The following is an 18,409-nucleotide window of genomic DNA, read 5'->3' as shown; positions in this document are numbered from 1 at the left end:
AGTCTTTACCGTACTGAAAATGCGAACTGCCCGATAGATGAATCGTCTCAAGCACCTCTTTCCGTTTCGCCATCCAGGCATTCGCTTCGTCGATTCAAGACTAGATTTCGGAGTATATAAACTCAATTTTAAATAACATATATAGACATAAGTGAAACTAATAATATGAGGGCGTAAAGCATCGTCTCTCGGTGCGGCGCCATGAGAAATCGCGTCCGACGATTTTTCGCAGCGGGTGTGCGGCGCGGGCCTCGTGGTCCGATGCCTCGGCTGCCGTGACGTCGTGTGTGCTACGATGCAAGGCGCTGAATGAACGTTCGAGGCGCCCGCCGACGATGCGGGCGCCCTGCTATGGAGGTGCCCGCGTTGAGGCGTGTCCTGATTTCCGATAGTCCCGAAACCGTGAGCGCGCTGGCGTCGTGGCTCAACGAGCGGCTGGGCGTCAACGAGAAGCAGTGCTCGGTGCTGGCGCTCGCGCTGCTCGAGCGCAAGGAGCTCAAGATCAAGCGCGGGGCACTCGATCGGGTGCTCAAGTCGCTGCGCGGGCCCGAGCGGGTCGACGAGATGCGCGAGACCCTGGCGAGCGAGGGGTTGATCGTCCAGCTCGGACGCGATGAGTTCGGGCCGTACGGGATAAGCCTCGACGTGGCGGGCATCGATGCGGATGCGGTGCTCGAGGCGCTTCGTGCCGAGCAGGCAGACGAGGATGCCGATGACGCCGTCGAGACGGACCGGACTGCCGGAACGAAAGGCACCCAAGCGGATGGGGGCGACGATTCCGTGCGCCGTGCGAAGGCCGATGCGGTGGAGGATGCTCCGCAAGCCGAGGATGCGGCGGACGCCACCGCTGCGGCCGCCGATGCCCGTCGAGATGCCGATTCGACGGCGCCTGCATCTGCGCGTGGCAAGCGCGAGGGCCGGACGCGCGAGCGCCGCGAGCGTAGGCATCGGCCTGCACGCAAGGACCGTGAGCACTGCACCGCCGAGCCCTTGGCCACGCGCGCTTCGCAGAAGCCCGTTGCGGGCGAGCGCGCATCGAAGGCCGATATGCGCCGCGATGAGTTCCGCCCGCGTGGCCTTGCCGTCATCAAGCGCGGCCTGGGCGCCGTGGCGTCGCTTCGTGAGCGCGTGGTAAAGGTTCCCGTGCCGAGCAAGACCGCCAAGGTGGGCACGGCCAAGCGGCCCGCCGAGCAGCCGGCAAAGCCCGACGATGTGGCGCGCGTGCGGATGTGGCTCGAGGCGCACAAGGGCGAGACGGTCCCGTACGCTTCGCGCAGGCAGCGCGCCTACCAGATCTTCGACGACGAGAAGGCGCTCGAGGGCAAGCGCGGCGACCGCCTGATGCGTCGGCTCACCGCCAAGGGCATCAGTCCCAACGTGCTGCGGATCGCCTCGAACCAGACGCCGCCGCTGCAGGGCTTTTACGGTCTCGGCGCCGATCAGCCGTTCATCGTGGTGGAGAACATCGATACCTACGAGGAGATCGTGGCGCTGCTCAAAGGACGCCGGAGCGTGCGCCTGTTCGGCAAGCGGATCGGCGGCGTGATCTTCGGCGCCGGCCACAACGTGTGCATCGCGCATGCGCTGGACGACTACCTGAACGATATCGGATACGGTTTTCCGTATGTGTACTACGCGGGCGACGTCGACCGCGAGGGCGCGCGGCTCGTCGAGCGGGCTCGCGAGGTGAATGTGATCGAGATCCGCTTGCATGCGGGTATGTACCGCGCGATGTTCGCGGCGAACCGTGCGCACGTGCAGCAGCAGGGCAACGATCGCGAGAGCGCGGCCGACAACCAGGAGCGCCCGCGCGATTTCGCGCGCTTGGTCAAGGATCTGCCCGTGTCGCTGCGGATTCCGTTCCGCCGCGCGCTGCACGATAACATCAGGATCCCGCAGGAGGTGCTGACCAGCGAGGATTTCCGTCGCTCGAGCCACGGCGCCGTCGATCGCCTGCTGAACAGTTAGCTGGAGGTTCGGACCGCTCCATAGATGGGATGTCGGTCGGGTATGCGCGAGAGGGGACCGATCTTGGCGCGCCGCGTGCAGAATCGAGGTCGATGGGCGGGCAGATGCGTTCGTTTTCGCACTGATGGTCACGAGAGCACGTTTCCTGTCAGATTGAGTCCGAATTGGGCGCTATTGGAGGTTCGATGAGGGATTGGCCGGGGCGGCGATGTCTTGGCAGCCGACGTTTCCGCAGGATCGATGTGCGCTCAAGTAGTGGCGGGCTGTTTTCGGTGCCTCTGCCTTTCAGTAATCGTTGTCTCGTGACCACAATGCGGATCACGAGCAATCGTCGCGCGCTTTGCACAGCATGAGGCCCCTTCGGTTCGAATCCCTCTGCCCCAGCCATAGGCGATAAAAGAAGGCCAGCGGATATACCGCTGGCCTTCTTTTATCGCCTATGGCTGGGGCAGAGGGATTCGAACCCCCGTAACCGGCACCAAAAACCGGGGTCCTGCCGCTGGACGATGCCCCAAATGCTGCGCCGGAGCATATGCCCCGGTCGGCTCAACAAGTGTACCTAATCGTTCAGCGCCGCGCAAACGCCGTCGAGCAGGCGAATCGCGAGCGTCTGGGCGTCACTCGAGGTGAACTGGCCGTTATAGTCCGTGATCCCCGTGAGCTCGATGCGGATCTTCGCGGGCTTGTGCTTTGCGGCCGCGAACGCCGTCGCCAGGCGCTTGGTGAGGTTGTTACACTCGGCGAGCACGATCGTGGGCGTGGGCGCGGCGTCCTCGGGCAGGCTGCTGCTCGCCAGTTCGAGGACCAGGTCCATGTCGGCGGGCGCCTCGGCGTCGCACAGGACCATGCCACTCGATTCGGTCGTCGCTTGCGCGATGTTCCACATGCGCGACGCGACGGCGCGCGCGATGGGATCATCGCCGCACACGGCGATACGGTTCTTTTCCAGCACCTCGGCGGCGCGGGCGAAGCCGATGCGCTCCTCGGCCTCGACGATGGAGGGCTTGCCCTCCCACACATGACGCAGGCGCTCGATGTAGGCGAAGGTGTCCTGGAATGCCATGCCGTCGGCAAACAGGCCGACGTTCTCCTGGAACTGCTGGAGCGCGGCCTCGGTATGCGGACCGAAGTAGCCGTCATCGCTGCCGCAGGCGAATCCCAGCACGTTGAGCGCCTGCTGCAGGGCGTGGACATCGGCCCCGTGGAAATTGGGCAGGCGCAGGTACAGCGTGCGGTCGCCGAGGCGATAGGACGCATCGACCAGCGCCGACCAGCAGGCCGAATCGACTTCGTCGCCCGGCATCAGGTCGTTGTCGGCGCGAAACGCCCTGACTGCCTGGGCGGTGCTGTCGCCGAAGAGCTTGCCTTCGAGCTCCGCGGGCTCGATGGAGAAGTCCAGTCGGGTGAGGCGGGACTGGACGTCCTCGACGGCGGGGCCCTGCATACCCTTGACGATAGGATCCATGGAAACCTCTTTCCACATGAATGGAAGGTCCGCGCGTTCATGCAGCGCGGATGCGCGTAATGTATCGAATCTATAGTGTAACAAGTCGCGCCGTCCGTTGTGCCGACCAGCCCCCTTCCCGCAACGACTTCAACAAAGAATCGATGTGCGGCCCGCATGGACCGCATGGGTCGCGTGCCGGCGGGGTATCCGAGTTTCAGGGCCGCGACAGTCCTCTCGATTTGGGTGCCCGACGTCGAGGCGTACCGAGCATTACGAGCAGCGTAGGAAGAAAGTTGACACCGTGCTGCCACCATGAGCATGGGATACGACAGGAAACAAGAACGGAGGCCACCGTGAACCAGGATGCCCATCTGCTGATCGTCGATGACGAGCAGGCGATCGCCTCCATGCTGGACGATTACTTCCGCATGGAAGGTTTCCGCACGACCGTCGCCGGCAGCGGCGCGGATGCCATCGAGGCGGCCGAGGACAGTGAGCGTGGGCGGCTGCCGCGAATCGACCTCGTGCTGCTCGACGTCAACATGCCGGGCATGGACGGCTTCGAGGCGTGCCGTCTCATCCGCAAGCGCCTCACGTGCCCGATCATCTTCCTGACGGCGCGCGTGGAGGACGCCGATCAGCTCGACGGTTTCGCGTCGGGTGGCGACGACTACGTGCTCAAGCCGTTTTCGCTCCAGGTGCTCGGCAGTCGCGTGCGTGCGCACCTGACGCGCGAGTTGCGTCGCGGCGAGGACCGCACGGCGCACGTGTGGTTTGGCGACTGCATCGCCATTGATTACGCGCGGCGCACCGTCGAGATCTCGGGCGTGCGCGAGTCCGAGCAGGATCGCGCCAAGGAGCCCGTGCGCCTCGATCTGACGCGCACCGAGTTCGACATTGCGGCGTTGCTCAGCAAAAAGCCCGGGCGCGTGTACGACCGCACCTTCATCTACGAGCAGGTATGGGGATGGAACGCGGAGGGCGACCCGGCGATCGTGCGCGAGCACATCCGCAGGATCCGCAAGAAATTCGCCGAGGCGGGCTGTGGCGTCGATCCCATCGAGACCGTGTGGGGCGTCGGCTATCGTTGGAGCGTCCGGTGAAGGCGCGGCGGACGGCGCGCGATGGGCGCGTGCGGACGTTTTGGGACGATATGCCGCTCATGTGGTCGTTTTTCCTGTACACGGCCGGCTGTGTGCTGACGTCCATCGTCGTGTCGATCGCGCTCATGATTGGCATCATGTCGGTGTACGATACGCTCCAGCGCTCCGTGTGGGAGGGCCGCGTCGATGTCGAGGGCGGGCCGTACGTGTACGATGCCGAGTCCGACGAGCTCGTCCCCGCTGTCGCGATCGAGCTGGCCTCGGCGGGCGAGCCGTCCGATCGTATCGCGTTTCTGGGCATGCGCGACCAGGCGGACGGTGGCCTGCTCGTGGGCAACAGCTCCGGGGGTGTGATCAACGCCGATACCGGCGCTCCCATCGGATACGCCACGCTCGAGATGGTCCGCACCGATCCATCGCTCACGGTCTACGACTGGGGCGGCAACTATACCGCGGCCGATTACGAGGAAAGCGACGGCTCCCCGTACGATCTCGTCTCGATCGACGGGTCAAATCTGGCAGCCTACGATGCGCGCGAACGGGCGGGACGCATGCAGGTCACGGGTCCGGTCGCCCGACTCGGCGAAGGCGACGACGCGTTCGTGGTGTCCAACATCGGCTATTTCGTTTCGCAGGATTCCATGGCCTACGAGACGCCCTTCATGGTCGCCCTGCGCGTCGCCGCGGGGCTCGCGCCCTTCGCGGTGCTCGGCATCACCGCGTATCTGTTCTTCCGCCGCTTCTACCGCAAGCGCTTGGCGGGCCCCCTCGATGTGATCTGCGGATGTGCGGACCGTGTGGGCCGGCAGGATCTGGATTTCGTGACGCCGGAGGTGCCGGGACGCGAGTTCACCCGGCTCGGCGACGCGTTCGAGAAGATGCGCGCCTCGCTGGAGGCGTCCCAGCGCGAGCTGTGGCGCACCGTGGAGGATCGCCGTCGCCTGAACGCGGCGTTCGCGCACGATCTGCGCACGCCCATCACGGTGCTCAAGGGTACGGTCGAGATGGCCCGGCTGCGCGAGGAGCATGGCGAGCCCATCGACGGGCAGGCGATCGAAACGATCGCGGACCAGGTGGAGCGGCTCGAGTCGTACACGATGGCCATGAGCGGGATCGCCAAGCTCGACGACCGACCGGTCGTGCACGCGCGGATGTCCGCCGGCGACTTCTCGCGCGAGACGGTGCGCTCCATGCAGGATTACGTCGGCGCGAAACGCCCCGAACTCGTCCTTGCCATCGATGCGGCGGGCATGTCGCAGGTCGAGGAGGTCGACGTCGATCGCGCCCTGGTCGAGGAGGTGCTCGGCAACCTGCTTGGCAACGCCTGCGAGCACGCGCGCTCGCGCATCGCGGTCGCGCTGTCGTGCGACGAGGAGGGCGGGCGCCTGTGCGTGCGCGTGACCGATGACGGACCCGGCTTCACGCCCGAGGCGCTGCATCGGGGCTGCGAGCCGTTTTACGGGGAAGCCAAGAGCGCCAAGCATTTCGGGCTCGGCCTGAACATCGTGCAGACGCTCGCCCGCCTGCATGGCGGCGATGTCCGCCTGTCAAACGACCCCGCCGGCGGCGCCTGCGTGACGGTGACCTTCGGGATGGGGGCAGAGCAGGACGCCGAATCCTGACGCACGACGACAATCCGACGCAGCGCCTTTCACGATGCTGTGCGTTCGCTTACCGAGTCTTGTCAAAGCGTCGCTAGCATGGACGAAAGGCGCGGCGTGCGCCGATGCCCGCACGCAAGAAGGGGTGGTAGGGATGCTCAACGTGTTCGGCGAGACCATGGTCATGGAAGACGGTACCGAGGCGCCGATCGTCCCTCTGCGCGAGGACCGTGCCGCACTCGCCTCGCTTGCGCTGTCGGCGTTCGTGGTGGTCGTGTTCGTCGCGTTGGGGTTCTAAAACGTCGGTGTCGTCCCTGCCGCGCGGCAGGGACGACGCGCCCACATGCCTCATCTGCGCGCCTAATGTAGGCGCTCCACGAAGAAGTCGGCCATGGCGAGCAGCAGTTCGCGGCACTTCGCGTCGAGCTCGATGCCGGCGAGCGTATGCTTGGCGCGCTCGATGAGCTCGATGGCGTGGGCGCGTGCGAATTCGATCGAGCCCGTCTGCTCGAAGATCTCCACCGCGCGGTCGAGCGCCGCCGGATCGGTCGTGCCGGAGGCCAGGATGCACTCCAGCTCGTCGCGCTCATCGGCGTGCTCGAGCGCGTGGACCGCGACGAGCGTGCGCTTGCCCTCGGTGATGTCGCTGCGGAAGTCCTTCTCGCGCGCCTCGCGCTCGCCGATCAGGTTGAGCAGGTCGTCTTGGATCTGGAACGCGAGCCCCGTGTCCAAGCCGAAGGAGCGCAGGGCCTCGATCTGCTCCTCCGTGCCGCCACCGATGATCGCGCCGCAGGCCAGGGGCACGGCGCCGCTGTAGTGGGCGGTCTTGAGCGTTGCCATGGTCAGGTAGTCGTCGACGGTCAGGTCAAAGCGCTCGTCGCGCACCCAGCCCAGATCGAGCGCCTGGCCCTCGACGGTGCGCTGCATCATGTCCGTGAGCTCGCGCAGCACGCGCAGCTTGACGTCGTCGGCAAGGGCGCTATCGCGTAGGATGGCGTCGGTGACGAGTGTGAGCGCGTAGTCGCCGCAGTTGATGGCGATACCGACACCCTCGGTGACATGCACGCACGGCTTGCCGCGGCGCAGGTGCCCGTTGTCGGCGATGTCGTCGTGGATGAGCGCGGCGGACTGGAAGTGCTCGATCGCCGCCGCGGCGCTCAGCGCGGCGTGGAAGTCGCCGCCCACCGCGGCGCAGGCGAGCATGCAGATGAGCGGTCGGTGGCGCTTCCCGGCGTTGGCCGAAAACGCTCCCAGCGGTGCGTACAGGTACCGTTCGATATCCGCGCGGTCGGTCTTGTCGTAAAAGAACGTGGAGAGAAACTCGTTGACCTCGCCGACGTTGCGGGTGAGGAAATCGGTGAACGCGCTGGACATGGTTGAACCTCGCAGGGAAGTCGCCAACAAAAAACGGTGCCCGCGCAGCGCGCGGACACCGTCCATTGTACGTTGCCGAGACGGCTATTTCGTGGCGAATCCGTCGGGGTTGTGCGACTGCCAGTTCCAGGAGTCGCGGCACATGTCGTCGATGTTGAACTCGGCGGTCCAGCCCATCTCCTCGCGAGCACGGGTGGCGTCGCACCAGTTGGCGGCGATATCGCCGTCGCGACGCGGGCAGATCTTGTAGGGCAGCTCCTTGCCGCACGCCTTCTCGAAGGCGTGGATCACGTCGAGCACCGAGGAGCCGGTGCCGGTGCCCAGGTTGAAGATGCCGACCTCGGCGCGGCCGTTCATCCACTCGAGCGCCGCCACATGGCCGCGGGCGAGGTCGACCACATGGATGTAGTCGCGCACGCCGGTGCCGTCGGGCGTGGGGTAGTCGTCGCCGAAGACGTTGATGCACTCGCGCTTGCCCACGGCGACCTGCGCCACGTAGGGTACGAGGTTGTTGGGAATGCCCTTGGGGTCCTCGCCGATCAGGCCGCTCGGGTGCGCGCCGATGGGGTTGAAGTAGCGCAGCAGCACGACGTCCCACTCGGGGTCGGCGGTATGCAGGTCCATGAGGATCTGCTCGATCATCCATTTGGTCCAGCCGTAGGGGTTGGTGGCCGGTTTCTTGGGGTCGGCCTCGGTCACGGGCGGGTTGTCCGGATCGCCGTAGACCGTGGAGGAGCTGGAGAAGATGATGGACTTGCAGCCGTGCGCGCGCATGACCTCGCACAGCGTCAGCGTGTTCCCGATGTTGTTGTGGTAGTACTCGAGCGGCTTGTGGACCGACTCGCCGACGGCCTTGTAGCCGGCGAAGTGGATCACGCGGTCGATCTTATGGGCGTTGAAGATGCGGTTCAGCGCATCGCGGTCGAGCACGTCGGCCTCGTAGAAGGTGAGGTTCTCGGCCGCGTCGTCGCCGACGATCTGCTTGATGCGGTCGATGGCGACGGGGCTCGAGTTGGAGAGGTCGTCCACGACGACGACCTGGTAGTTGCGCTCGAGCAGCTCGACGACGGTGTGCGAGCCGATGAAGCCGGCACCGCCGGTCACAAGAACGCAGGTATCGGCGGGGGAGAGCTTGACGGACATGGAGTATCTCCTTTCGGCCGTGGGGTCCGATGGGCGTTTCGGGGTCAAGTATAGCTCACGCCGCGAACGCGCCAGGGAGCTCGGACGCGTGCGCGATATACCAAAAGACATGCACACATGCACAGGTGCCGCGCCCGCGGTTGTGAAAAACGGTCGTATGCAAGAACGCGTTCGATAGGGCCGATAATATGCGGCCGCTTTGGCCGGATCTTCATTTCGGGTCGCTGAAAATCGTTCATCGTCGCGATGAGTTACAAAACTCGACACTTTCTAGTTTTATTGGAGGGTTCTGAGGGCCGATTCGGGTGCGATGCGGGTCGACAGCATGACTCCACCAGGGTCCTATCAGGGCCATAGCAGTATTTAGTATTAAAAAAGTTTAGATGCCGCACATCAGCGGCTCTGCATAGTCCTGCGAGCGATGTCGTCGACGTCCAAAACAACTAGAAACTGCCCATTTTTGTAACGCTCGGCCGCCATGAACCTTCCAGGGGCGCGCAGCGTGGCCCAAAGCGTCCCTTCGGCGGCGCGCTACAGCGATTCGCGCTCGATCAGTTCCATGTGCAGGACCGTGGTGGTCGGCTCCGCGCCGTCGATGAGTTCGAGCGCCATGTCCGCGGCCATGGAACCCTCAAGGTGCAGCGGCTGGCGGATGGTGGTCAGGCGCGGGGTGACCTTGGTCGCGATGGGATGGTCGTCGAAGCCGATGACGGACACGTCGCGGGGCACGAGCAGGTCGTAGTCGCGCAGCGCCTCGATGACTCCCGAGGCGATACGGTCGGAGCCCGCGAGCACGCCGTCGGGGCGCACCCCGCGCTCGAGCAGGTGCCGCATGGCGAGGAAACCGTCGCTGGCGCTCCATCCCGTGTAGAGGATCAGGTCCTCGGGCAGCGCCTCGCCGAGCACGCGCGTGTAGCCGCGCACGCGGTCGATGACGGCGGGGTTGTCCTTGGGGCCGAGGATCGCCACGCAGTTCGTGCGACCGCGGTTGACCATGGCGCGGGCGGCGAGCGCGGCACCCTCGACGTCGTCTGAGTAGACGGTCGAGAACACGTCGCGGTAGGGATGGCCCTCCAGCTGGCCGCACAGGACCGTGGGAACCTCGAGGTCGCGCAGGACGTCGAGTAGCTCGCTGCCGCGGTAGGGCGAGATGTCGATGACCGCGTCGAACGAGCGGCGCTCGAAGTGGCGCACCACGCGCTCGCGCTCGTGCGGCGTCGAAGCCTGCAGCAGGACGGGGAGGTACTCGGATTCGGAAAGCTGCTCGGTGATACCGCTCAGAAACGCACCGTAGGTCGGGTCGGAGAACAGCTCGCTCAGCGGCTCGGTGACGAGCACGGCGATGGTCTCGGAGCGTCCGACGGCGAGCGCCCGCCCGCGTGCGTTGGGCACGAAGTTGATCTGGTGCGCGATGTCGCGGATGCGCTGCTTGGTCGCCTCGCTGATGCGGGGGGAATCGTTCAGGGCGCGCGATGCGGTCGAGCGCGAGACACCCGCCGCCGCGGCGACATCCGCCAGCGTCGATGCCGTACGTTTGGACATGGTCATAGCGCTTCCCGTTACCTTTTGTGCGAACTTGTTACCGTTCTCACTCTACTACAAGTGCAAGGAGTGCGTCTCCGCCGTAGGCGCTGTGCGGTTGTGTCCGGTTTTGTTGGCCGCATGGGCGCGCCGTGTCGGCATGCTCGTGCAGGCCGTTCTGGCCGCCGTCGGGGGCAAGCGGTTCGATTCGGCGGGCGAGCGGTCGAGAGGGGGCCATTTTTAGGACAACCGGTTGCACACTGAATGCACACAACGACCTCAACCGTTGCATGACGGGGTCGATCGGCTCGGCAGGCGCGGACGCGGGCGGCTGGCGAGCGTCGTCATCCATGTGAACGGTGGGGTCGAGGAGCAAAAGGAAAGGAGACGGGTAATGGATGTCATCAACGATTGGGAGAACCAAGCGCTGACCAACCGGAACCGACTCGCTGCGCGCGCGTACTTCATGGGGTACGCGTCGCCCGAGCTCGCTGCCACGTACAGCCGTGAGCTCTCGCGCGGATTCGTCCAGCTGAGCGGTCCGTGGCGCTTCCGCCTGTTCGACAGCCCCCGCAGCGTGCCGGCCGCCACGATGGCGACCTACGCGGACGAGTGGGACGAGGTCGAGGTGCCGCATATGTGGCAGGTGGACGGCTACGGCAAGCTCGCCTACACCGATGAGGGCTTCCCCTTCCCGGTGGACCAGCCCTTCGTGCCGGGCGACGACCCCACGGGCGTCTACCAGCGCATCGTCACGCTGCCCGAGCTCGCTGCGGGCAGCCGCGAGATCATCCGCTTCGACGGCGTGGAGAGCTATGCCGAGCTCTACGTCAACGGCGCGTACGTGGGCATGACCAAGGGCTCGCGCCTGTCGGCGGAGTTCGACATCACGGATTTCATCCACGCAGGCGACAACCTGTTCGTGGTGAAGGTGCTCCAGTACAGCGACGGCACCTACATCGAGGACCAGGACATGTGGTGGGCCTCGGGCATTTTCCGTGACGTCTACCTCATGGAACGCCCTGCCGCGCGTCTGGACGACTTCTACGTGCGCACCCATCGCGCCGGAGATGCCGCCGAGCTGACGATCGACGTCAAGACGACGGCCGCCGAGCGCATCGTGTGGCGCTTCGCCACCGCGGGCGCGACGGTCGCCGAGACCGAGATCGACCCCGCGACCGGTCACGCCGCGCTGACCATCGACGACGCGCGCTTCTGGAATCCCGAGGACCCCTTCCTTTACGACATGACCATCGAGGTCTACGGCGCCGACGGCCTGTCCGAGGTCGTGCCGCGTCGCCAGGGCCTCGCCGAGGTGACCATCGAGAACGGCCGCATCCTGCTCAACGGCACCTACTTCAAGATGCACGGCGTGAACCGCCACGACGGCGATGACCACAAGTGCCGCGCCGTGGGTCTCGAGCGCATGCGCCGCGACCTCGAGCTCATGAAGCGCCACAACATCAACGCCGTGCGCACCTCGCACTACGCCAACGACCCGCGCTTCTACGAGCTGTGCGACGAGTACGGCATCATGGTGCTCGCCGAGACCGACATGGAGAGCCACGGCTTCGAGAACATCGGCAACATCGCCACCGTCACCGACGACCCCGCATGGGAGCCGGCCTACGTCGACCGCATCGAGCGCCTCGTCATGCAGGAGCGCAACCACGCCGCCATCGTGGCCTGGTCGCTCGGCAACGAGAGCGGCTACGGCTGCAACATCCGCGCGATGTACGCCAAGGCCAAGGAGCTCGACAGCCGCCCGGTCCACTACGAGGAGGACCGCAACGCCGACACCGTCGACATCATCTCGACCATGTACTCGCGCGTCTCGCAGATGAACGACTTCGGCGAGCACCCCGGTCCCAAGCCGCGCATCAACTGCGAGTACGGCCACTCCATGGGCAACGGTCCCGGAGGCCTGTCCGAGTACCAGCAGATCTTCGATCGCTGGGACAACCTGCAGGGCCAGTTCATCTGGGAGTGGTGCGACCACGGCATCGCCGCGGTCGACGAGAACGGTCGCGCCTACCATATGTACGGTGGCGACAACGGCGACTACCCCAACAACGGCAACTTCTGCATCGACGGTATGGTGTTCCCCTGGCAGGAGCCGAGCCCGGGCCTGACCGAGTACAAGCACGTCATCTGCCCGGTCCGCGTCGCCTTCGACGCCGCGACCGGTGAGCTCACCGTGACCAACAAGCGCTGGTTCACCACGCTCGCCGACATCCGCATCGTGCTCGAGACGCTCGTCGACGGCGACCCGGTCGCCAGCCGCGAGGTCGTCCCCGGCGAGGTCGCCCCGGGCGAGAGCGTGGCCATCCCCGTGACGGTGGACGCCGCCGCCTGCGGCGAGACCCTGCTCACGGCGCGCGTGTTCACCACGCAGGCCAAGCCCTGGTGCGAGCCCATGTACCAGATCGGCGTGTACCAGTTCGCCGTCGCCAACACCGGCCATGCGGTGATCGAGGTCCCCGCGGCCGCCGCGCCGACGGTCGATGAGGCCGAGTGCCTGCTCACCGTGACCACCCGCGACGCCTCCATCGCCTTCGACCTCGCCTCCGGCGAGATCCGCGACTGGCGCTCCTGCGGCCGCACGGTCGTCGCCGCGCCCATCAAGGTCGGCTTCTGGCATCCGCTGGTCGACAACCACCAGCAGGAGTTCGACTCCATCTGGCAGGAGAACTTCATCAACGTCATGCAGACGTCCACGCGCTCGGTCACGTGGCATCGCGAGGGTCCGGCCGTGGTGGTCGAGGTCGCCCAGCGCATCGCCCCGCCCGTGCACGCCTTCGGCATGCGCTGCACGCTCGTGTACACCATCTGGCCGTCCGGTCGCGTCGACCTCGCGGTGAGCGGCGAGCCCTACGGCGACTTCTGCGACATCATCCCGCGCATCGGCATCTCCTTCGAGGTCCCCGGCGAGGATCGCGCCGTCGAGTGGTACGGCCACGGCCCGGGCGAGAACTATCCCGACTCGCTCAAGGCCAACCCCGTCGGCCACTACCGCGCCAAGGTCGACGACATGTTCACCCCCTACGTGTTCCCGCAGGACTGCGCGAACCGCGAGGGCGTGCGCTGGGTCGCCCTGCGCTCGTCCCACGGCGACGGCCTGCTCGTCACCCGTCCGGTGGGCGTCGACGCCGCGACCGATCCGTTCTCGTTCTCGGCGTGGCCTTACACCTGCGAGGACATCGACGCCGCACGCCACGTGTGCGACCTGGAGCCGCGCGACACCGTCACGGTGAACATCAACGACCAGGTGCTCGGCCTGGGCTCCAACTCGTGGGGCTCCGAGGTGCTCGATTCCTATCGCATCCGCTTCGAGCGCTTCAGCTTCGCGTTCTCGCTGCGTCCGCTGGCGTCCGCCGATATCGTGGCCGGCCTCGCCCCGATCAAGGAGGTTTAAGCATGCACGTGTATGAGACCCGTGCCCAGTTCGACGCCGAGCTGAGCTCCGTGAAGAAGTGGATGCGCGTGGGCCAGGCGCTCGACATCGCGCCGACGCTGCTGCAGGACGTGGCCTACTCGATCGGCGATTCGCTGACCTACTGGTGGGACCGCACATCCGCGCTGTCCACGCCCGACATGGTGGGAACCCGCCGCTACCTGAGCGTGGTCGCCCCCATCGACGGCGAGGCGCACGTCGTGGTTGCGCCCAAGGCCGATCTGGCGCCCACCCGCGCCTACAGCGATCTCGACGACCGCGAGCGCTTCGAGGCCGCCGATGTCAAGCCGGTCGTCGTGCCGGCGGGCGGCATCCTCGTCGTGGACGAGCAGGAGGCCTTCCGCATCCTGCCCGATCAGGACGTCGCCGCCGTCATGGTGCGCGTCACCATCGAGGGATACAGCTTCCCCAACAAATAAGGTAATTCGACGCCTGCGCGTCGCGTCGAACCCACGCGGGGCGCAGGCGTTGGTGGATGTCGGATAACGCATCCGGCACGGTTTTAGAAGGAGGAGAGTCATGAGTTCAGAGAAACGAGCGAAGATCGGTTCGCTTGCCCTGCTCGGCATGACCATTTCCGCGGTGTTCGGTTTGAAGAACATCATCAACAACAACGCGGAGATCGGTCTTGCGGCGGCGCCGGCGTTCTTCATCGCCACCATTCTGTACTTCGTGCCCTACACCCTGGTCACGGCTGAGTTCGTAGCCCTCAACAAGGACTCCGAGTCCGGCGTGTACGCTTGGGTCAAGACGTCGATGGGCGGCCGCTGGGCCTTCATGACGGCGTTTTGCTACTGGTTCGTCAACCTGTTCTACTTCGCGTCGATCCTGCCGAACATCATCATCTACGCCAGCTATGTGTTCTTCGGCATGAACGTCGAAATGTCCCCGTTCCTGACCACGACGATCGAGATCGTCATCTTCGCCATCGGCACCTGGGCCTCCACCAAGGGCGCCAAGTGGATCGGCAACATCTCGTCCATCGGCTCCGCCGCCGCCATGGGCATGGCCGCCATCTTCGTGCTGCTGTCCGTCGGCGCCATCTTCGGCGGCGTCGAGTTCGCGACCGCTCCGACCGCCCAGACCATGGCTCCGGATACCACGAGCTTCGCGACCATCTGGGGCTTCTGCGGTACGCTCGCCTGGATCATCCAGGGCGTGGGTGGCGCTGAGTCCGTCGGCGTGTTCCTGAACGACCTCAAGGGCGGCGTCACCGCCTTCGTGCGCACCGTCGTCGCTGCCGGCCTGGTCATCGGTCTGCTGTACGCCGGCTCTTCGCTGCTCGTCAATCTGTTCATCCCCATGGGCGAGGTCAGCCTGTCCACCGGTATCTTCGACGTGTACGGCGCCCTGTTCGCGCACTTCGGCATCCCGATGGAGGTCTCGACCCGCATCCTCGGCCTCATCCTGCTCGCCGCTCAGGTCGGCGGCCTCATGATGTGGACCTCCGCGCCCATCAAGGTCTTCTTCACCGAGATCCCCAAGGGCGTCTTCGGCGGCAAGATCGTCGAGATGAACGACCAGGGCATCCCCTGGCGCGCCGCGTGGGTGCAGTTCCTCATCGTGCTCCCCATCGTGATCATCCCGGCTATGGGCGCCAGCGGCCTCAACGACCTGCTGAACATCGTCATCAACATGACCGCCGCCACCGCGCTGCTCCCGCCGCTGCTGATCCTGCTGGCCTACTTCGTGCTGCGCGTCAAGTACGACAACGCCCCGCGCTCCTTCCGCATGGGCCATCGCACCTTCGGCGTCGCGATCTCCGTGTTCCTGCTGTGCGTCTTCGCCTTCGTGTTCGTCGCCGGCACCTTCCCGCTGGGCCAGGAGCTGTGGCTCACCCTCGTGTACAACGTCGGCGGCGTGGTCGTCTTCATCGGCGCCGCGCTGCTGTGGTACCAGCGCTACATCAACCGCCTGCGCGCCACCGATCCGGAGGCCGCCGAGGAGGAGCTGCGTCCGTCCGTGCTCGACATGATGGAGTAATCGCGGTCCGATACCGCCCTCTCCTTCCAAGCGCCCCTGTGCTCGCTCGCACGGGGGCGCTTTTTTCATGCCGACGGTCCGGGCACGCTACCGACAACTGCAACTCGGTACTGACACGCGGGACTCGCTCCTGACAACCGGGACTCTGCATTGACAGCCGGAACTCTGTACTGACAGCCGGAACTCTCTATTGACAGTACTTGGTCGAAACGTCCCGTTTGTGTCAATACAGAGTTCCGGCTGTCAGTACAGAGTTCCGACGGCTGGTACAGAGTTTCAGCCGTCGGCGTGCGATAACGCCAGACGTTTGTTCACCAAAAAGCCCGCCTGCGCGTCGTCGCCGGCGGGCCCGGTCGTTCGGTTGTCGGGTGAAGCGAGGTGGTGTCGCGTTTAGCCCTCGAGGTTGATGCCGAGAGCCCAGCCCCAGCGCGGGGTGGTCGTGGGACCGTAGAAGGCGATCCACTCGTCCACATCGATGTCGCGGATGTAGCCGATGTTGTCGCGAACCGTGTTGTTGCCCACGTAGATGCCGACGTGGCCGTAGATGGCGCCCGCCGAGGTGTGCGGGTGGGACGGCACGGCGATGATCATGCCCACCTTGAGGTTGGCCTTGTTGGAGCTCGTGCAGTAGGCGGCGTACATGTCGTCGGCGTTGCCCCATACCGTACCGAAGCCGGCGTTGGTGAACACGTCGGAGACCCACCACGCGCACAGGCCTGCGCCGGGCGAGGGGGTGGAGTAGGCGGAGTCCACGATGCGCTGCTGCGCACCGGCACCGGCGGATACTTGGCCGCTGCCGGGGATGGACGTCGTACCGCCACCGCTGTTGTCGCCACCGGACTGGGCGGCGCTTTCGGCCTCCGCCGCCGCGGCCTCCTCGGCTGCCTTGCGCGCGAGCTCCTCTTGGCGTGCGGCCTCGAGGATCTCGGCGTCGCGCTTTTCCATGAGCTCCTTGACGTCGTCGCTCAGGCCGTCGAGCAGGGTCTGGACCTCGTCCTTCTTGGCCTTCATGGCGTCGAGCTGCTCGACCTGGCTCGCCTTGAGCTCCTCGAGCTCGGCCTGATGCTCCTCGAGATCGGCCTTCTTCTGCGTCAGCTCGGCCTGGATGGTGTGGATGTCCTCGATGGCCTGCTGGTCGCTCTCGTTGACCTTGTCGATGTAGTACACATTTGAGATGAGCTCATCGAACGAGGTGGAGGACAGCAGCAGGGAGATGGCGGTGTTGCCGCCCGACTTGTAGCTCGTGGCGACGCGGTCGGACAGCATCTCCTGCTTGCCCTCGAGCTCGACCTGCTTCTGTTCGATCTCGGCCTGCGTGTCGTCGATCTGCTCCTGGACCGTCTCGATTTCGCCCATGGTCGCGTCGAGCTGCTGGGACAGCTCGGTGAACTGGGCGGAGATGGAGTCGAGCTGAGCCTGGGCGGCGTCGAGCTCGTCTTGTGCCTTGTTGAGGGCCTCGGTGGTCTCCTTGGTGGCCTCGGCGGCGCCGGCCAGACGGGGCATGCCGAACAGCACGGCGGCTCCCGCCGCGGCGAACATCGCCTTGACGGCGGAGCGGCGCGAAAGCGCGCGGTCGACGTAGGGTTGCCGGGTGCCGTTTCCGGTATGTGAGAAGTGTTGAGACATATGGGCTCCGAATACGTTGTGTGTATATGTCGATCAACGGACTGTGCTTAAGGATACCGCACATATGGGTGACTGGGGTGATTTTCACAAGGTTTGAAGGACGTGGGCAAGGTCGGCGTCGGCACCTGCGGTAGGGTATAGTCTTGACGGATACATCCGAGACAGCGAAGGGGCGATGCCCGCATGCACGAATACGATCTCATCTCCGACGAGGTGGTTTGCGCGCTGGGAGCGGCGGTCGGCGAGGACAACCTCAAGCTGTTCGAGCCCATGAGCGAACACACCACCTTCAAGATCGGCGGCCCCGCCGACGTGGTGCTCACGCCGACTTCGCCCGACGCCATCGTGCGCGCGCTCGACACCTGCGCCATCGCCGGCGTGCCGGTGACGGTCGTGGGCAACGGCTCGGATCTGCTCGTGGGCGACCGCGGTATCCGCGGCGTCGTGGTGCTGCTGCGCGACAACGTGGCCTCGATCACCGTCTCGGGGACGCGCATCCATGCCGAGGCCGGCGCGCTGCTGCGCGACGTGGCGCTCGCGGCGGCGGATGCCGAGCTTACCGGATTGGAGCCGCTGTGGGGCATCCCTGCCACCGTGGGTGGCGCCTGCCACATGAACGCGGGCGCCTACGACGCCTGCACGGCCGACGTGCTGGAGTCCGTCAAGGTCTACGTCCCCGGCGCCGAGCTCGCCGACGGCTCGCGCGCACGCGGTACGGTCCGCACGATGGACGTCTCCGAGCTCGCGATGGGCTACCGCAAGAGCCGTATCCACGACGAGGGCCTTATCGTGCTCGAGGCGACCTTTGCGCTGGCGCCCGGCAACGAGCGCATGATCCGTTCGGAGATGGACGACTACCGGCGTCGTCGTGAGGAGAAGCAGCCGCTCAAGATGGCGAGCGCGGGCTCGACGTTCAAGCGCCCGCAGGGTTATTTCGCCGGCAAGCTCATCATGGACGCCGGTCTTCGCGGTGCGCGTGTCGGCGCGGCCCAGGTTTCCGAGAAGCACTGCGGCTTCGTGGTCAACACGGGCGGTGCCACGGCGGCCGACGTGAACGCGTTGATCGAGCGCGTGCAGGATGAGGTTCGTCAGCAGTTCGGCGTCGAGCTCGAGCCCGAGGTCAAGCGCATCGGCGAGTTCTAACGAGTAGGTCCAAACGGGTTGGTTGGGGACGTGTTCGCCTCAACCC

At 65.7% G+C, this 18,409-nt stretch carries 13 protein-coding genes and 1 tRNA gene; 8 read left to right on the top strand and 6 right to left on the bottom strand.

The genetic code is table 11. From position 1 onward, the window contains the following. The first annotated feature begins 366 nt into the window (after positions 1 to 366). Positions 367 to 1,968 (top strand): hypothetical protein, encoded by a 1,602-nt coding sequence (locus I6E04_RS08770; protein WP_235422813.1) that lies wholly within the window; start codon positions 367 to 369, stop codon positions 1,966 to 1,968. Between the two features lie 440 nt (positions 1,969 to 2,408). Here I6E04_RS08770 and I6E04_RS08765 read toward each other — a convergent pair. Together I6E04_RS08765 and I6E04_RS08760 are read right to left on the bottom strand one after the other, a co-directional pair. Beyond that, a tRNA-Gln gene (locus I6E04_RS08765) sits at positions 2,409 to 2,482 on the bottom strand. Between the two features lie 45 nt (positions 2,483 to 2,527). Further along, positions 2,528 to 3,433, bottom strand: a complete 906-nt coding sequence (locus I6E04_RS08760; protein WP_235422812.1) for a peptidoglycan-binding domain-containing protein — start codon at positions 3,431 to 3,433, stop codon at positions 2,528 to 2,530. A gap of 335 nt (positions 3,434 to 3,768) precedes the next feature. Between I6E04_RS08760 and I6E04_RS08755 the strand changes: the two genes are divergently transcribed. The 3 genes from I6E04_RS08755 (at position 3,769) to I6E04_RS08745 (ending at position 6,417) form a co-directional block, all read left to right on the top strand. Beyond that, complete coding sequence (locus I6E04_RS08755) at positions 3,769 to 4,518, top strand: response regulator transcription factor (RefSeq protein WP_235422811.1); 750 nt, start codon at positions 3,769 to 3,771, stop codon at positions 4,516 to 4,518. Then, on the top strand, positions 4,515 to 6,140 hold the full coding sequence (locus I6E04_RS09915) for a sensor histidine kinase (RefSeq protein ID WP_235422810.1): 1,626 nt from the start codon (positions 4,515 to 4,517) through the stop codon (positions 6,138 to 6,140). Before I6E04_RS08755 ends, I6E04_RS09915 begins: the two co-directional genes overlap by 4 nt. 133 nt (positions 6,141 to 6,273) lie before the next feature. Further along, on the top strand, positions 6,274 to 6,417 hold the full coding sequence (locus I6E04_RS08745) for a hypothetical protein (protein WP_235422809.1): 144 nt from the start codon (positions 6,274 to 6,276) through the stop codon (positions 6,415 to 6,417). A gap of 62 nt (positions 6,418 to 6,479) precedes the next feature. Here the strand turns inward: I6E04_RS08745 and I6E04_RS08740 are convergent, their stop codons facing one another. The 3 genes from I6E04_RS08740 to I6E04_RS08730 form a co-directional block, all read right to left on the bottom strand. Then, positions 6,480 to 7,493 (bottom strand): polyprenyl synthetase family protein, encoded by a 1,014-nt coding sequence (locus tag I6E04_RS08740; RefSeq protein ID WP_235422808.1) that lies wholly within the window; start codon positions 7,491 to 7,493, stop codon positions 6,480 to 6,482. Between the two features lie 84 nt (positions 7,494 to 7,577). Beyond that, positions 7,578 to 8,636, bottom strand: coding sequence for a UDP-glucose 4-epimerase GalE (galE, locus tag I6E04_RS08735; protein WP_235422807.1), 1,059 nt, complete (start codon positions 8,634 to 8,636; stop codon positions 7,578 to 7,580). A gap of 531 nt (positions 8,637 to 9,167) precedes the next feature. Next, positions 9,168 to 10,184 carry a LacI family DNA-binding transcriptional regulator gene (locus I6E04_RS08730; RefSeq protein ID WP_235422806.1) on the bottom strand — a complete coding sequence of 339 codons (1,017 nt, stop codon included), beginning with the start codon at positions 10,182 to 10,184 and terminating at the stop codon, positions 9,168 to 9,170. A gap of 367 nt (positions 10,185 to 10,551) precedes the next feature. Between I6E04_RS08730 and I6E04_RS08725 the strand changes: the two genes are divergently transcribed. From I6E04_RS08725 to I6E04_RS08715, 3 genes are all read left to right on the top strand, one after another. Then, positions 10,552 to 13,572, top strand: coding sequence for a glycoside hydrolase family 2 TIM barrel-domain containing protein (locus I6E04_RS08725; RefSeq protein ID WP_235422805.1), 3,021 nt, complete (start codon positions 10,552 to 10,554; stop codon positions 13,570 to 13,572). Positions 13,573 to 13,574: 2 nt separating this feature from the next. Continuing rightward, on the top strand, positions 13,575 to 14,030 hold the full coding sequence (locus I6E04_RS08720; protein ID WP_235422804.1) for a hypothetical protein: 456 nt from the start codon (positions 13,575 to 13,577) through the stop codon (positions 14,028 to 14,030). Positions 14,031 to 14,130: 100 nt separating this feature from the next. Further along, positions 14,131 to 15,594: an amino acid permease gene (locus I6E04_RS08715; RefSeq protein WP_235422803.1), complete on the top strand. Its 1,464-nt coding sequence runs from the start codon at positions 14,131 to 14,133 to the stop codon at positions 15,592 to 15,594. A gap of 390 nt (positions 15,595 to 15,984) precedes the next feature. Here I6E04_RS08715 and I6E04_RS08710 read toward each other — a convergent pair whose 3' ends face one another. Continuing rightward, positions 15,985 to 17,220 carry a coiled-coil domain-containing protein gene (locus I6E04_RS08710; protein WP_235422802.1) on the bottom strand — a complete coding sequence of 412 codons (1,236 nt, stop codon included), beginning with the start codon at positions 17,218 to 17,220 and terminating at the stop codon, positions 15,985 to 15,987. Between the two features lie 183 nt (positions 17,221 to 17,403). Between I6E04_RS08710 and murB the strand changes: the two genes are divergently transcribed. After that, on the top strand, positions 17,404 to 18,363 hold the full coding sequence (gene murB, locus I6E04_RS08705) for a UDP-N-acetylmuramate dehydrogenase (protein ID WP_235422801.1): 960 nt from the start codon (positions 17,404 to 17,406) through the stop codon (positions 18,361 to 18,363). Positions 18,364 to 18,409 lie beyond the last annotated feature (46 nt).

Origin of the sequence: Collinsella tanakaei (genome assembly GCF_021531055.1) — a bacterium.
Lineage (GTDB): Bacteria > Actinomycetota > Coriobacteriia > Coriobacteriales > Coriobacteriaceae > Collinsella > Collinsella tanakaei_B.
The sequence above is the reverse complement of the archived record's forward strand: the minus strand, read 5'-3'. Positions and strand labels throughout refer to the sequence as shown.

Bases quoted from the DNA above. Each gene is read 5' to 3' on its own strand.
- I6E04_RS08760 (WP_235422812.1), bottom strand. From the start codon at position 3,433: ATGGATCCTATCGTCAAGGGTATGCAGGGCCCCGCCGTCGAGGACGTC.
- I6E04_RS08745 (WP_235422809.1), top strand. From the start codon at position 6,274: ATGCTCAACGTGTTCGGCGAGACCATGGTCATGGAAGACGGTACCGAG.
- I6E04_RS08740 (WP_235422808.1), bottom strand. From the start codon at position 7,493: ATGTCCAGCGCGTTCACCGATTTCCTCACCCGCAACGTCGGCGAGGTC.
- galE (WP_235422807.1), bottom strand. From the start codon at position 8,636: ATGTCCGTCAAGCTCTCCCCCGCCGATACCTGCGTTCTTGTGACCGGC.
- I6E04_RS08730 (WP_235422806.1), bottom strand. From the start codon at position 10,184: ATGACCATGTCCAAACGTACGGCATCGACGCTGGCGGATGTCGCCGCG.
- I6E04_RS08725 (WP_235422805.1), top strand. From the start codon at position 10,552: ATGGATGTCATCAACGATTGGGAGAACCAAGCGCTGACCAACCGGAAC.
- I6E04_RS08720 (WP_235422804.1), top strand. From the start codon at position 13,575: ATGCACGTGTATGAGACCCGTGCCCAGTTCGACGCCGAGCTGAGCTCC.
- I6E04_RS08715 (WP_235422803.1), top strand. From the start codon at position 14,131: ATGAGTTCAGAGAAACGAGCGAAGATCGGTTCGCTTGCCCTGCTCGGC.
- I6E04_RS08710 (WP_235422802.1), bottom strand. From the start codon at position 17,220: ATGTCTCAACACTTCTCACATACCGGAAACGGCACCCGGCAACCCTAC.
- murB (WP_235422801.1), top strand. From the start codon at position 17,404: ATGCACGAATACGATCTCATCTCCGACGAGGTGGTTTGCGCGCTGGGA.